The sequence below is a fragment of the Pseudomonas caspiana genome (assembly GCF_040224095.2).
GTDB lineage: Bacteria > Pseudomonadota > Gammaproteobacteria > Pseudomonadales > Pseudomonadaceae > Aquipseudomonas > Aquipseudomonas caspiana.
The window spans coordinates 901,305-916,067 of record NZ_CP167995.1 but is presented as its reverse complement, the minus strand read 5'-3'; the positions used below and the strand labels follow the sequence as shown (position 1 = coordinate 916,067).

Here is a 14,763-nt window from a genome sequence, read left to right as displayed (position 1 = left end):
TATGTTTTTGCGCCACGTAGTTGTATTCAGTCTTATTGCTCTGCTCGCCGGTTGCGCCGGACTCACTTCCCGGGAGGCCGTTGAAGGCAAGGGCAACCCGGCGCAGTGGAACCAGCACAAGCAACAACTGACCAGCCTCGACGGCTGGCAGATCAACGGCAAAGTCGGTATTCGCGCCCCCAAGGATTCCGGTAGCGGCACCCTTTACTGGCTGCAACGCCAGGACTACTACGACATTCGCTTGTCCGGCCCACTCGGACGTGGTGCTGCGCGATTGACGGGGCGTCCCGGAAGTGTGTCGCTGGAAGTCGCTAATCAAGGACGCTATGAGGCGCCCACTCCAGAGACTCTGCTCGAAGAACAACTGGGCTGGAAGTTGCCAGTGTCGCATCTGGTCTGGTGGGTCCGTGGCCTGCCCGCTCCGGACAGCAAGAGTCGCCTGACACTTGATGGTGACAGCCGTCTTGCCAGCCTTGAGCAGGATGGCTGGCAGGTTGAATACCTGAGTTACGTCGAACAGAACGGTTATTGGCTGCCCGAGCGCGTCAAGCTGCACGGCCAGGACCTCGATGTCACGCTGGTGATCAAGGACTGGCAGCCACGCAAACTGGGTCAATGACATGAGCGACGCACGCCTGACCCTGCCCGCTCCGGCCAAACTGAATCTCATGCTGCACATTCTCGGCCGTCGCCCCGATGGTTACCACGAACTGCAAACCCTGTTTCAATTCGTGGACTATGGCGACGAGCTGAGCTTCGCCGTTCGCCAGGACGGTGAAATCTGCCTGCAGACCGATGTCCCCGGCGTCCCCCATGACAGCAACCTGATCGTCAAAGCCGCCCGCGCGCTGCAAAAACAATCAGGCTGTACGCTCGGCATGGATATCTGGCTGGAAAAACGCCTGCCCATGGGTGGTGGAATTGGCGGTGGCAGCTCCGATGCGGCAACAACACTGCTGGGCCTGAACCATTTGTGGAATCTGGGCTGGGATGAAGATCGCCTGGCAGCGCTGGGCCTGACGCTTGGCGCGGACGTCCCGGTTTTCGTCCGCGGACACGCCGCATTTGCTGAGGGTGTAGGGGAAAAACTTACCCCTGTAGACCCGGAAGAACCGTGGTATCTGGTACTCGTGCCGCAAGTATCTGTAAGTACAGCAGAAATTTTTTCAGATCCACTGTTGACACGTAACACTCCTCCCATTAAAGTGCGCCCCGTTCCCAAGGGAAACAGTCGAAATGACTGCTTACCGGTTGTAGCAAGGCGTTATCCAGAGGTACGTAACGCATTGAATTTGTTAGGTAAATTTACCGAAGCAAAATTAACCGGAACTGGAAGTTGTGTGTTTGGGGCCTTCCCAAACAAAGCTGAAGCTGATAAAGTCTCGGCCCTTCTTACAGAGACCCTTACAGGGTTTGTAGCAAAGGGAAGCAACATTTCGATGTTGCATCGCAAGCTGCAAAGTCTGCTCTAAAAGGAACCGAGTACTGGGTACTCGTTGCAACAAATACAGGGGCGTCGCCAAGCGGTAAGGCAGCAGGTTTTGATCCTGCCATGCGTTGGTTCGAATCCAGCCGCCCCTGCCATTTTCCTATACTCATCCAGGTTACCCTCAGCCTTCAGGTACTGCGCGTGTCCAAGATGATGGTCTTTACGGGGAACGCTAACCCCGATCTGGCTCGACGTGTCGTACGTCAGCTGCATATCCCACTAGGTGATGTTTCTGTCGGCAAGTTCTCCGACGGCGAGATTTCTACTGAGATTAATGAAAACGTCCGCGGTAAAGACGTATTTATCATTCAGCCGACTTGCGCACCGACCAACGATAACCTGATGGAACTCGTCGTGATGGCTGATGCCTTCCGCCGTTCCTCAGCGTCCCGAATCACTGCTGTGATTCCTTACTTTGGTTATGCCCGTCAGGATCGCCGTCCGCGTTCCGCACGTGTGGCTATCAGCGCGAAAGTCGTCGCTGACATGCTTACCGTAGTCGGGATCGATCGTGTTCTCACGGTTGATCTGCATGCTGACCAAATCCAGGGTTTCTTCGATATTCCGGTAGATAACATCTACGGCTCCCCTGTACTGGTGGACGACATTGAAGATCAACGCTTCGAAAACCTGATGATCGTATCCCCGGATATCGGCGGCGTCGTGCGTGCACGTGCTGTTGCCAAATCCCTGGGTGTTGATCTCGGGATCATCGACAAGCGCCGTGAGAAAGCCAATCACTCTGAAGTGATGCATATCATCGGTGATGTCGAAGGGCGTACCTGTATTCTGGTCGATGACATGGTCGATACCGCCGGCACACTGTGCCACGCGGCCAAGGCCCTGAAAGAGCATGGCGCTGCCAAGGTCTTTGCCTACTGCACACACCCTGTGCTGTCGGGTCGGGCGATCGAAAACATTGAGAATTCCGTGCTGGACGAACTGGTGGTGACTAACACCATCCCGTTGTCCGCAGCAGCACAAGCCTGTAGCCGTATCCGTCAACTGGATATCGCTCCGGTTGTCGCTGAGGCGGTTCGCCGCATCAGCAACGAAGAATCGATCAGCGCGATGTTCCGCTAAGGGTTTTCCCTGAGCTGACACCCTGTTGACGAAAAGCGCCCCGCCCTGACATTCGGTCAGGGCGGGGCTTTTTTGCCCATATCGTCCTGACGTCGGTCGCAAACGTCAGTTCGAATGTGGCTAATTTGGAGATACAAAATGAACGATTTTACTTTGAATGCTGAACTGCGTTCCGACCTGGGGAAAGGTGCGAGCCGCCGCCTGCGTCGTCTCGCAAGCCTGGTTCCAGCTGTTGTCTACGGTGGCGACAAAGCCCCTGAGTCCATCAGCCTGCTGGCTAAAGAAGTTTCCAAACTGCTGGAAAACGAAGCGGCTTACAGCCACATCATCGCGCTGACCGTTGATGGCAAAAAGCAAAACGTGATCATCAAAGCTCTGCAGCGTCACCCGGCCAAAGGCCACGTGATGCACGCTGACTTCGTACGCGTTGTAGCTGGCCAGAAACTGACCGCTATCGTGCCTGTGCACTTCATCGGTGAAGAAGCTCCAGTCAAGAAAGGCGGCGAAGTTTCGCACGTTACTTCCGAGCTGGAAGTAAGCTGCCTGCCGAAAGATCTGCCTGAGTTCATCGAAGTAGACGTGTCTGCTCTGGAAATCGGTTCGATCGTTCACCTGTCCGACGTTAAAGCACCTAAAGGTGTTGAGTTCGTTGCTCTGGCGCACGGTAACGACCTGGCTATCGCCAACGTTCACGCTCCACGCATCGCACCGACCGAAGACGCAGCTGAAGAAGGCACTGCCGAGTAATTCATTACTTGGTAATGCCGGAGTTGCTCGGGAGACCGCTGTAAAAGTCAGGCAAAACGGGCAGGATCGCGGAGTTTACATCATGGTAAATGAGCAGTTTTCTTCCAGTTTTGCCGCTGTCTGCAGCGGCTTCAACCACAACTCCATAAAAGGGCCCCTGTCGTGACTGCCATACAACTGATCGTTGGCCTGGGAAATCCAGGCGCTGAATACGAACAGACCCGGCACAACGCAGGGGCTCTTTTCGTTGAACGTATCGCTGACGCGCAACGAGTCAATCTCGTCGCCGAGCGCAAATTCTTTGGCCTGACCGCACGCTTCACTCATCAAGGTCAGGATGTTCGTCTGTTGATTCCCACCACCTACATGAACCGCAGCGGCCAGTCCGTCGCGGCGCTCGCTGGTTTCTACCGGATTCCGGTTGATGCCATCCTGGTGGCGCATGACGAACTCGATCTGCCACCGGGCGTTGCCAAGTTCAAACAGGGCGGCGGCCATGGCGGTCACAACGGGTTGCGGGACATCATCGCGCAGCTTGGTAATCAGAATACTTTTCACCGCTTGCGGCTTGGCATTGGCCACCCGGGCGACGCCAACAAGGTCTCCGGTTTTGTTCTGGGTCGAGCGCCACGCGCCGAACAGGAAAAGCTGGACGCCAGCATCGACTTTGCCCTCGGCGTGCTGCCGGATATCTTCGCCGGTGAATGGAACCGGGCGATGAAAAACCTGCACAGCCAGAAGGCCTGACATCACTCGAGGGGAAACACCATGGGCTTCAATTGCGGCATCGTCGGCCTGCCCAACGTCGGCAAATCCACTCTGTTCAACGCCCTGACCAAGTCCGGTATTGCAGCGGAGAACTTCCCCTTCTGCACCATCGAACCGAACAGCGGCATCGTGGCCATGCCCGATCCTCGCCTTGCGGCATTGGCGGCCATCGTCAATCCCAAGCGGATCCTGCCGACCACCATGGAGTTCGTCGACATCGCAGGCCTGGTAGCCGGTGCGTCCAAAGGTGAAGGCCTGGGCAACAAGTTCCTCGCCAACATCCGTGAGACCGACGCCATCGCTCACGTGGTTCGCTGCTTCGAAGATGAAAACGTGATTCACGTTTCCAACAGCGTCGACCCTAAACGCGACATCGAAATCATCGACCTGGAATTGATCTTTGCCGACCTCGACAGCTGTGAAAAACAGCTGCAGAAAGTCACCCGCAACGCCAAAGGCGGCGACAAGGATGCAGTGGTTCAAAAAGGCCTGCTGGAGCAGTTGATCGCTCACTTCACCGAAGGCAAGCCAGCCCGTAGCCTGATGAAGAACATGAGCGCTGACGAAAAAGCAGTGATTCGTGGCTTCCACCTGCTGACCACCAAGCCGGTCATGTACATCGCCAACGTTGCTGAAGACGGTTTCGAGAACAACCCGCTGCTGGACGTCGTGCGCGCCATCGCCGAAGAAGAAGGCGCAATGCTGGTGCCGGTCTGCAACAAGATCGAAGCAGAAATCGCCGAACTCGATGACGGCGAAGAAAAGGATATGTTCCTCGAAGCCCTGGGCTTTGAAGAGCCAGGCCTGAACCGCGTAATTCGCGCTGGCTACGAAATGCTGCAACTGCAGACCTACTTCACCGCCGGTGTTGAAGAAGTCCGCGCCTGGACCGTCCGCGTTGGTGCCACCGCACCACAGGCCGCTGGCGTGATCCACACCGACTTCGAAAAAGGCTTCATCCGCGCCGAGTGCATCGCCTACAGCGACTTCATCCAGTACAAGGGTGAAGCCGGTGCCAAGGAAGCCGGTAAATGGCGCCTGGAAGGCAAGGACTACATCGTCAAAGACGGCGACGTTCTGCACTTCCGCTTTAACGTCTGATGGCTTGCGTGGCTCGCCACGCATTCAGCTAAAAACAAAAATCCCCGATCATTTATTGATGCGGGGATTTTTTGTGTCTGGTCAGCAGATAAAGCCAAGGGAGTTCTCCCTCGCTAAAACAGCCATATAGCCATCAGTCACGCTTGATAATGATAATCCCTCTCATGTACAGTCACGCCCTTCTTGGTCACCTGCATTTGCACAAGAGCGTCACGCTGTGGATGAGTCACCCCAAAAACTCGCTCTGTATATGGCTCATCGTGCTGCGCTGGTAGATTACGCCGCCCCTATCGTCGGTTGTCGTTCCAGGGCCGAAGATGTGGTTCAGGAGGCCTGGCTGCGTTTTGACAGCCGAAAAGGCGAGTATCTCGACCTGAGTCATCCGCTGGGCTACCTCTATCGCATCGTGCGTAATCTGGCGCTGGACCTCACGCGCAGCATGGCTACTGAAAAGCGTCAGCCCGACAGCCAAGCAATTCTCGACGAAATGCCCTCCAGCAGCGCCTCGCCAGAACGCGAAGCCGCGAGCCATGACGAGTTACGCGTGATTAGCGATGCCCTCGGCGAACTGCCCGAACGCACACGTACTGCGTTCGAAATGCACCGCTTGGGCGGCTACACTTTGCAGCAAGTCGCGGGCGCGCTGGGCGTTTCCATGGGGCTGGCCCATCAGTTGGTCCATGACGCTTTGAGCCATTGCGCCCATCGGCTGGAACAAGCCGATGGATAACAACAACATGAAAAGCGACAGCGGTAATCCAACGCCTTTTGCCCAAAGCAGCCTCTCTATGCGACCCTTGCATACCTTTGAAGCTCAGGGAGATCGGTCCGCGATGCCCGAAACAGGACCTCGACAGCCACATATGGACATAGCTCTGGACTGGCTGTTGCGCCTTCAGCAATCGCCCGAAAACACTGCGCTGCAAGCTGAAGTCAGTGAGTGGGAACAGGCAACGCCCGAAAATGCCCAGGCCATGCGCAAGGCTCAACGGCTCTGGCGTCTGACCGGACAGTTGCCCGCCAGCACAGCTCAAAACTGGCCGCCTGTTGCGCCTGCAGCTTCGCCTGCGCTCGCCGTAACACCTGCAAGACCCAGCAGACGCCGGCCCCGCCGCCACTATCTCGCCGTTGGCATTGCAGCCTGTTTGTTGGTGGCCCTCGCGCCAAGGCTCTGGCTGCAAATTGAAGCGGATTATCAAAGCCCGGCTGGCGAACGCAGCACCGTCAAGCTGGCCGATGGCAGCCAAATAATCCTCGACAGTAACAGCGCGTTGGCCGTGGACTTCACAGGCCCTGAACGCCAAGTGCGGCTGTTGGCCGGGCAGGCTTATTTCGACGTTGCGCCAGACGCCAGCAAACCCTTTCATGTGAAAGCCGGGGATGTCGACGTCAGAGTCACCGGCACTGCATTCAACGTCGACCTGGAAGACAAGCTGATCGACGTGGCGGTCAGTCATGGCTCGGTGCAGGTAACCGATAAATCTTCGGGGCAATCACTCAGCCAGCCTCTGACTGCAGGTCAGCGCCTGACCTATGATCGCGAGCTGCATGAGGCACGGTTGCAATCCCAGCCAGTCAGCCAGATCTCGCCATGGCGCAACGGGCAATTGATCGCCAATAACGCACGTCTGGGAGACGTCGTCGCACAACTGCGCCGCTATCTGCCAGGCATGATCATGCTTAGCGATAATGGTCTGGCCAGCAAGCGCGTGACTGGCGTGTACGACATTGATCAGCCGGAAGCCGCGCTGAGCGCTCTGGCAAAAGCCCATGGCGCGACGGTGAGCTATCGCACGCCGTGGGTCAGGATTGTTTCGAAGTAACAGCGCCCGGAAATTCCACATTTTTTCTGCTGGAGCGCAAGAGCACCGCGAGGCCGCGATTGCGTTCTGCCTGAAACACCGCCATCGCGGCCTCGCGGTGCTCGTGCGCTCCTACAGAGGCCCGCGACAGTGCGCCGTAAAAGACGCAGCAGCTCTCCTGTAGTTCTCCCGCATCCCCCCCAAAAATTTATTTTCATTATTTTCTGAAAATTTCCCGAGCTGTCCCGTCCTTGGTCTCGAGCGGTAACTGCAAGCAATTCGCATTCAAGTTTTTTGAGCTTTTTGGCTCAACCGGGGACAGGACATGGCTAAGGATTTTTCACACAACCCGCAACTGCGCGTTAACAAGCAGTGGGCTGGATTGGCAGGTATTGGTGCGCTGACTCTATGCTGCGCACTCACTACCCTGCCCGCTTTTGCCGTGTCACCCTCGGGGACCGAACAAGCTGCAATGCAGGCTCAGCACAACTTTGATATCCCGGCGCAAAGCCTGGCTTCCGCCTTGATCAGTTTCGGTCAACAAAGCGGGCTGCAAGTGAGCGTCGATTCCGCCCTATTGGAAAACCGTACCTCCCGCTCTATTAGCGGATCGCTGAGCAGCGCCAAGGCTCTGGACAACCTGCTCAAAGGCTCCGGCGTCGGCTGGACTTACAGTTACGGCAACCTGTTGCTATACCGCGATGAGCCCCGCGCTGAAGAAGACGCAGCGATGGAAATCGGCACCACCGTCGTGCTCGGTAGCACCGAGGAAAAAAGCTACATGGGCGAAACCGTGATCGGCGAAAAGGCTATCAAGGCCTTCCCCGGCGCCAACGGTGACATTACTACCTTGCTGCGCATGCACCCGAGTGTGCAGTTCAGCAACACGCAGCAAAGCTCTAATAATCCGGGTGAGCTGGATCCCGCCAACATCAGCATCAACGGCGCCAAGTATTACCAGAACAACTTCATGATCGACGGTATCTCGATCAACAACGATCTGGATCCGGGAGCCCAAAGCTACGGGGCAACCCGAAACTTCGAATCCGCGCCGAGCAACGCCCACGGCATCGCACTGGACGCTGACTTGCTGCAAGAAGTGAAGGTTTACGACAGCAACGTTCCGGCTGAGTACGGAGGCTTCAACGGCGGAGTGGTCGACGCGATCACCCGTAAACCGACAGAGGAGTTACATGGCAAAATCTCCGCGTCCATGACCCGCTCAGAGTGGATGAGATATCACATCTCGGAAGGCGATGAAGTGGACTTTGCCAACGCGTCGAACGAGCAGTACCAGCCAGAGTTTGAAAAGCTGACAGTGCGCGGCTCACTTGAGGGACATTTGACCGAAGACTTCGGTGCAATGGTTGCCTTCTCACAAAAGCGCTCGGACATTGCCTTGCACGGTTATTCCGGGGGTTACAACTCTCCGGACGGAGAGAGCAATAGCCGCAATCAGAGCCGTCAGATCGACAACTACCTGGTCAAGACCTACTGGAACATCAATGATCGCCTGACCCTGGACAGCTCCTTCACCTACGCCCCTCAAGAAGGAAAATACTTCACTGCCGACCGCCGAAACGCAGACTTCACCACCCTCAATGGTGGGTCCCAGGCAACATTCAAAGCCGTATGGTCCGGCGATAAAGCCACTTGGACTCACAAGCTGGCGTTGACCGACGTCACCAGTTCAAGAGAGACCGACGCCACTGAAATGGTCTCCTGGTACTACTCGGAGGAAAAAAACTGGGGTAATCCGGACAGCGCCAGTGCGCGTAGCATCGACGGCGCAGTTACAAGCCTTGACCAGCGCCAGCGCAGCCTCGCCTACGGACTGAAATCCGAGTGGGTCCCGCTGCAGTTCGCGGGAATGGAACACACTTTTACTGCCGGCATGGATCTGTCCCACACCGTGGCCGAATGGGAACGCGCGGACGACTACAACAGTGTCACGACCTTCAGACGGGATAACGGCACCACCTGCCTGGCAACCGAACGCTGGTGCTCGGTAAGCCCGCTGCTCAATGGCCAAAGTCGACAGTGGGCCAGCCTGTACTCCGAGTACGGTGCAGGCAAGATCGAAATGACAGAAAACAAATACGCCTTCTACCTGCAAGACAGCCTGCAGTTTGGCAAGCTCGGTCTTCGTCCGGGTGTGCGTATCGAAGGCGATGACTACATGGAGCAGAAAACCGTCGCGCCGCGCTTCGCTGGCGACTATGATTTTTTCGGTGATCGCAGCACCGTGGCTGTATTCGGCGCTAACCGCTACTACGGACGCAACTTGTTCAAATATCGTCTGGCCGATGGCCGACAAAGCTTGAACACCACCTATCGCCGTACCACTTACGGAGCAGCGTTTACAGGCACACGGCAACTGAACAGCAACCGCTTTTCCACCTTGAACATCCCTTACGACGATGAGTTGATGGCGGGCGTCGAGCAGCGCTGGTTCGATACCGAATTCAAACTCAAATACGTACACCGACTGGGCAAGGACAAGATCGTTCGAGCATCATCCAGTACTCAAAACCTCCCTGATGCTGATGGTTACGTCAACAACTACTACACCTATACCAATCAAGGCCGTAGCGAGAGCGACAATATCAGCCTGACCATAACGCCGCTTCAAGACCTTGAATGGATGGGTACCAAGACCAGCCTGCAGTGGGCCTTTGACTGGTCGCGGACCAAGGATGCGTCGGTCGACTATGAAAGCCTGCTCACACTCGACAAGTTTGAAGACGACAACGTGGTGTACGACGGCAAGCTCACCAAGTACAGCGAATTACCCGCATCGGATTTCAATCGGCCATGGACCGCACGTATGACCGCCATCACCGAGATCCCACAGTGGCATCTGACGGTGAGTAACTTCTTGCGCTATCGCGGGGCTTACGACCAAATCTACAACCTCAATGAAAAAGTGGTGGTCGATGGCGAGAGCCTGGATGTCTACCGGACCGTTCGGGTCAACGCAGCCCCAACCTGGGACATGCGCCTGGACTGGGAAGTGCCTACCGGCAAAGATCAGGCGGCGTTCATAGCGGTCGACATCACCAACGTCACCGACCGGGTAAACACCATCAAAAGCAGTGCCACCACGACCACCTACGAAGTCGGCCGCCAATTCTGGCTCGAAGTCGGCTACCGCTTCTAACCCCTGATCGCCCCGTCTAACACTCGCTGAGAACGCTGATGAAAATGCTCATTGCGGCCCTGTTCGGTCCGCTATTGCTGTGCGCCTGTGCTTCGATTGCTCCGGACCAACAGACCATGCCCTGGGACGCTGCCGTGGTGCGCGGCACGTTGGATAACGGCCTCGAATACCGTCTGGTGCGCGACACCCGGCAGAAGTCGCGACTCGACATTCGTCTGACCGTCAAAGCAGGCTCCGTCGACGAAGAAGAGGATCAGATCGGCGTCGCGCACATGCTTGAACATCTGGTGTTCTATAGCCACGGCGGCCAGCCGCTGGATGCCCGCAGCCGCATGCAGGCAGCGGGCTGGGTTCAGGGGCGTAACTTCAATGCCATGACTGCCTACGACCGCACGCAATATCTGATTAGCCCGCCCCGTGGCGCGGCAGAGACTGATACAGCCCTGCAAAGCCTGACAACCATGCTGTTTGCTGGCGACTTCACGGCCGAGGACCTAGACCACGAACGCAACGTCGTCATCGAAGAATGGCGCGGCGGCCTGGGTGTATCGCAACGCATGAATCAGCAACGCACGGCGTCCCAACGTGTTGGCTCGCGCTATCCGGAACATCGCACCATCGGTAACGAAGGCGCGATTCGCAGCGCACGTCTTGAAGCGTTGCGCGCGTATCAGGAGCGTTGGTATCAACCAGACAACATGATCCTGTCGGTGGTCGGCGACATCGAGCCTGAACAGTTGATCAAGCACATCGAGCGCTGGTTCGGGCCACAGCCCGGCAAGCCTGTGCCGGCGCGCCACGCGCATGACCTGCCGCTGGACAACACACTGAAAATTTTCCAGTTGCAGGACAGCCAAAGCGGCAGCAATCAGGTCGCGCTGCTGTTGCGCATGCACGAACCTCTAAGCCGTCCGGCGACCATGGCCGCGTTGCGCGAGCGGATGATTGATCGCTTCACACTTGATGCGTTGTTCACCCAACTCAAGCGTCAGCCACTGATGCCTGGCGTGCGCAGCCTCACCGCGCAGAAGACCCAGATCGGTGATTACTCAAGCGTGCTCGGAATTGCTGCTGCAGTTGACGGCAACGGGCATCAAGCCGCCCTGCGCCAGTTGCTTGAAGAGCTGCAGCGCCTGCAACAATACGGCGTACACCAGGCCGATCTGGACGAGGAGAAAAAACAATTGCGCGGCCTGATCGAGCGCACCCTGGCCAAGCCCGAGTCGCGTACCTTCGAGCAATGGGTCAACGCGCTCAACGACGCAGCCGTGATCGGCAAAGTGCCGCAAAACGCCCATGCCGTGGCCAAGGCCAACCTGCGCTGGATTGACGACATCACGCTCGAGGACATCAACCAGCGTTTGAATCGCTGGCTCTCCAGCCCTGATCAGGTCCTGCAACTCAGTGCTCCACGGCTGACGCCACTGACATTGCCGAGCGTTGCCGAGGTGGAGCTATTGCGCGATGGCATTCGTCATATGTCGCTGACACCCCCCTTGCCCCGCCCGGCTCAGGAAGCGAATAAACCGAGCGTGCTACTTGAAGCGCCGGACGCTGACAACAGCGGCGAAATCGTCTCCCGTCGCGACTTTGCCAAAGAAAAGGTCACGCACTGGCAACTGAGCAACGGCGACCGACTGGTCTGGCTACGCAGTAACGGTGAAGCGGGTCGCTTTGTGCTGGAGGCCGAATCCAGCGCAGGCTTCATGGCCAAAGGCATGCTGCCATGGCGGGTACAAATCGCCGCCCAACTGGCCGGTAAAAGTGGTCCTGAAGGATGGTCGGCCGACGACACCAGCGCATGGCGCAAGGCGAGCAAGGTCAATGTCTCGCTGGATCAACAAGCCGACCGTTTGCGCCTGAGCCTGTCAACGATCAAAACATCAACCGAACCTGAACAGAATTCAGCCGAGCGTCTGCAAAACCTGTTGCAAGGTTATCGCCTGACACAGGACACCGTGCGCATCGACCGCGATGCTGTGGACAAGGCGCGTGAAGACCTGCTCAGCAGTATCGCTAGCCCCGCTGACGATATCAGCAATCGCAAAGCCGCCGCCTCGCGCACCTTGCTATACGGCAAGGACAATTGGCAGACGCCGGGCAGCGCTGATCTGGAAACACTGAGCGCCGAACAACTCGACTCAGACTGGCAACAGTTGGTGCGCTCTCCGGTCACCTACTATTTGATGGCCGATGTGCCTGACGCAGAACTGGAACCCTTGGTACGCCGCGAGCTGGCAGGCATCCCGCGAGGTATGGCTCTGGTGGCGCAATCCACCGGACAAGCGTCGGGTAAACGCCGCACCGATCTGGCCATCGCTATCGAACCACGCGCCACACTGCAGGCACAAAGCTTTACCGAACAACCATGGACACCCGTCCAGGCCGCACGCGTGGCGGCACTTCGCGAACTGGCGCGCAGCCAGTTGAAGGACTCATTACGTCGCGATGCCGCCGGAATCTATCAACTGACGTTCGACAGCCAGTTAAACCCGGCCAGCCAGCGTATCGAGAGCAAGCTGGCGTTCAGCACTGATCCGGCCCGTATCGAAGAGCTGTGGCAACTGGCGCGTAAAACCCTGACGGACTTGCCCGCCAACGTCACCGAAGCAAATATCACTGGTCTGCGCATCACCCTGCGTAAACAGGAAGCCGAGCGTCGAAAGGATCCTGCAACGCAATTGCAGCGTCTGATCCTGAGTGAACGGCGCTGGGGCGATCCGCGCTACCTGAGCGAGCAAGGCCAATTGATCGACGCCCTGCAAGTCGCGCCGCTTAAAGTGCTGGCAGGCCGCTTGATCAATTCGGAAAACCTGATCCAGCTGCGCCTGCTGCCCGCCGGGCCGAAACCATGAAAACCCTGCGCACGTTCTTCGCACTGGCCAGCCCCTTCTGGCGTGACCGGCGACAATGGCTGGAGTGGGTGATGCTACTCAGCGTGATCGGCATGGGCCTTATGCTGGTGCAGATCAACGTACTGATCAACACCTGGAGCAAGACCTTCTACGACACGCTTGCCGAGTTCGACACACAGGGCGTGATCGCTTTGATGAGTGAATATGCGCTGTACATCGGCGCCTACGTCTTGGTCTACGTCTATCTGGACTGGCTGCGCAAAGCGCTGGAGCTGCGCTGGCGACGCGCACTCACGGCCAGCATCATCAAGCGCTGGTTCAGCGGCCACGCGTTCTATCGTATGGGCCTTGGCGCTGAGCCCGATAACCCGGACCAGCGCATCGCTGAAGATGTGGACTTGATGGTCAAACGCAGCATCGACCTGTTGGTATCGTTCATCGCCAACCTGGCTCAGGTCGGAGCCTTCCTGACCATTCTGTGGAATTTGTCTGGTGTGCAGACGTTCGAGATCGCGGGTCACCCCTTCACGATCGAGGGATACCTGGTGTGGATCGTGGTGATCTACAGCGTCGTAGGCACACTTATTACCCACGCTATCGGTCGCCCATTGCAGTCACTCAACTACGAGCGGCAACGCCACGAAGCCAACTTTCGCGCGGACCTGCTGCGCAAACGCGATAACGCGGAGCAGATCGCGCTGTATCGAGGTGAAGCGGTCGAGTCGCGAAAACTGTCAGGCCTGTTCGAAGCCATCGGCGACAACTGGCATCAACTGATGAACAAGCAGCGCAATCTGTCGCTATTTACCGTCAGCTATAACCGCGTCAGTCTGATCATTCCGGTGTTCGCTGCACTGCCGTTGTTCCTGGCCAAAACCATCACCCTCGGCGGGCTGATGCAGATCCGCAATGCGTTCAACTCGGTGCATGGTTCTCTGAGCTGGTTCATCAACGTCTATCAGCGGCTGATCGAATGGAGCGCCACGGTTGAGCGGCTGGGGCAGTTCACTGAAGCCATTGAGGCCAATCGCACTTCAGAACGGGAAGCACCTGTTGGCAAAAACTTGTCCCTGCAAAACCTGCACGTGCTGCTGCCTAACGGCGATGCTCTGCTGGGGCCTGTAAATACTCAGGTCAAACGCGGCGAATGGCTGCGCATCGATGCGGCCAGCGGGCTGGGAAAGTCTACTTTACTACGTACGTTGCACGGTCTATGGCCGTTCTATCAGGGCGAATGGCAATTGCCGGACGGGAGCAGTTTGCTGTTGCCGCAACGGCCTTATCTGGCCAGCGTGACCTTGCGTGAACTGCTGGCCTATCCGGCACTGGAAATGCCTGACGATCAGCGCTTGGGTGTGGTGCTCAAGCAGGTCGGGCTGGCTCGCCTTGACCAGCAGCTCAATGAACAACGGGAATGGAGCCGGGAGTTATCCGGCGGTGAACAACAGCGCCTGGGTATCGCCCGCGCCTTGCTGTATCGACCGCAAACGCTCTATCTGGACGAAGCCACCAGCCAGCTCGACAGCAGCAGTGCCGTTACCCTGCTGACCCTGCTCAAACGTGAACTGCCCGAAAGCACGGTGATCGGCATCAGCCATCAACGGGAAGTGGAAAAGCTGTTTGATTGCAGGCTGGAGTTGAACAAAGCCGAAGCGGTTTTGGCGTGAGGTTAAGGAGAACCTGTAGGAGCCGAGCTTGCTCGCGATAAACGATAACTCGATATGTCTTCTGGCCGCGTCTCATGTATCGCGGGCAAGC

At 57.3% G+C, this 14,763-nt stretch carries 11 protein-coding genes and 1 tRNA gene; all 12 read left to right on the top strand.

What is annotated here, in order from left to right:
• Position 1: 1 nt before the first annotated feature.
• The 12 genes from lolB to ABRP31_RS04045 all read left to right on the top strand — a co-directional run bounded on the left by lolB (position 2) and on the right by ABRP31_RS04045 (position 14,672).
• Positions 2-619 (top strand): lipoprotein insertase outer membrane protein LolB, encoded by a 618-nt coding sequence (lolB, locus tag ABRP31_RS04100; protein WP_349973400.1) that lies wholly within the window; start codon positions 2-4, stop codon positions 617-619.
• Between the two features lies 1 nt (position 620).
• Positions 621-1,472, top strand: coding sequence for a 4-(cytidine 5'-diphospho)-2-C-methyl-D-erythritol kinase (gene ispE / locus ABRP31_RS04095; RefSeq protein ID WP_349973401.1), 852 nt, complete (start codon positions 621-623; stop codon positions 1,470-1,472).
• Between the two features lie 37 nt (positions 1,473-1,509).
• Positions 1,510-1,584 (top strand) — tRNA-Gln (locus ABRP31_RS04090).
• A gap of 46 nt (positions 1,585-1,630) precedes the next feature.
• Positions 1,631-2,572, top strand: coding sequence for a ribose-phosphate pyrophosphokinase (locus ABRP31_RS04085; RefSeq protein WP_002552145.1), 942 nt, complete (start codon positions 1,631-1,633; stop codon positions 2,570-2,572).
• Positions 2,573-2,710: 138 nt separating this feature from the next.
• Positions 2,711-3,319, top strand: a complete 609-nt coding sequence (locus ABRP31_RS04080; protein ID WP_087272914.1) for a 50S ribosomal protein L25/general stress protein Ctc — start codon at positions 2,711-2,713, stop codon at positions 3,317-3,319.
• A gap of 162 nt (positions 3,320-3,481) precedes the next feature.
• Positions 3,482-4,066, top strand: coding sequence for an aminoacyl-tRNA hydrolase (gene pth, locus ABRP31_RS04075; RefSeq protein ID WP_027902866.1), 585 nt, complete (start codon positions 3,482-3,484; stop codon positions 4,064-4,066).
• A gap of 21 nt (positions 4,067-4,087) precedes the next feature.
• Complete coding sequence (gene ychF / locus ABRP31_RS04070; RefSeq protein WP_349973404.1) at positions 4,088-5,188, top strand: redox-regulated ATPase YchF; 1,101 nt, start codon at positions 4,088-4,090, stop codon at positions 5,186-5,188.
• A 217-nt stretch (positions 5,189-5,405) separates the two neighbouring features.
• Positions 5,406-5,918 (top strand): sigma-70 family RNA polymerase sigma factor, encoded by a 513-nt coding sequence (locus tag ABRP31_RS04065; protein ID WP_349973406.1) that lies wholly within the window; start codon positions 5,406-5,408, stop codon positions 5,916-5,918.
• Positions 5,919-6,051: 133 nt separating this feature from the next.
• Positions 6,052-7,011, top strand: coding sequence for a FecR family protein (locus ABRP31_RS04060; protein ID WP_349973408.1), 960 nt, complete (start codon positions 6,052-6,054; stop codon positions 7,009-7,011).
• A gap of 304 nt (positions 7,012-7,315) precedes the next feature.
• Positions 7,316-10,150 (top strand): TonB-dependent receptor plug domain-containing protein, encoded by a 2,835-nt coding sequence (locus tag ABRP31_RS04055; RefSeq protein ID WP_349973410.1) that lies wholly within the window; start codon positions 7,316-7,318, stop codon positions 10,148-10,150.
• A gap of 38 nt (positions 10,151-10,188) precedes the next feature.
• Positions 10,189-13,005: an insulinase family protein gene (locus ABRP31_RS04050; protein ID WP_349973411.1), complete on the top strand. Its 2,817-nt coding sequence runs from the start codon at positions 10,189-10,191 to the stop codon at positions 13,003-13,005.
• Complete coding sequence (locus ABRP31_RS04045; protein WP_349973413.1) at positions 13,002-14,672, top strand: ABC transporter ATP-binding protein/permease; 1,671 nt, start codon at positions 13,002-13,004, stop codon at positions 14,670-14,672. Before ABRP31_RS04050 ends, ABRP31_RS04045 begins: the two co-directional genes overlap by 4 nt.
• Positions 14,673-14,763: the final 91 nt, after the last annotated feature.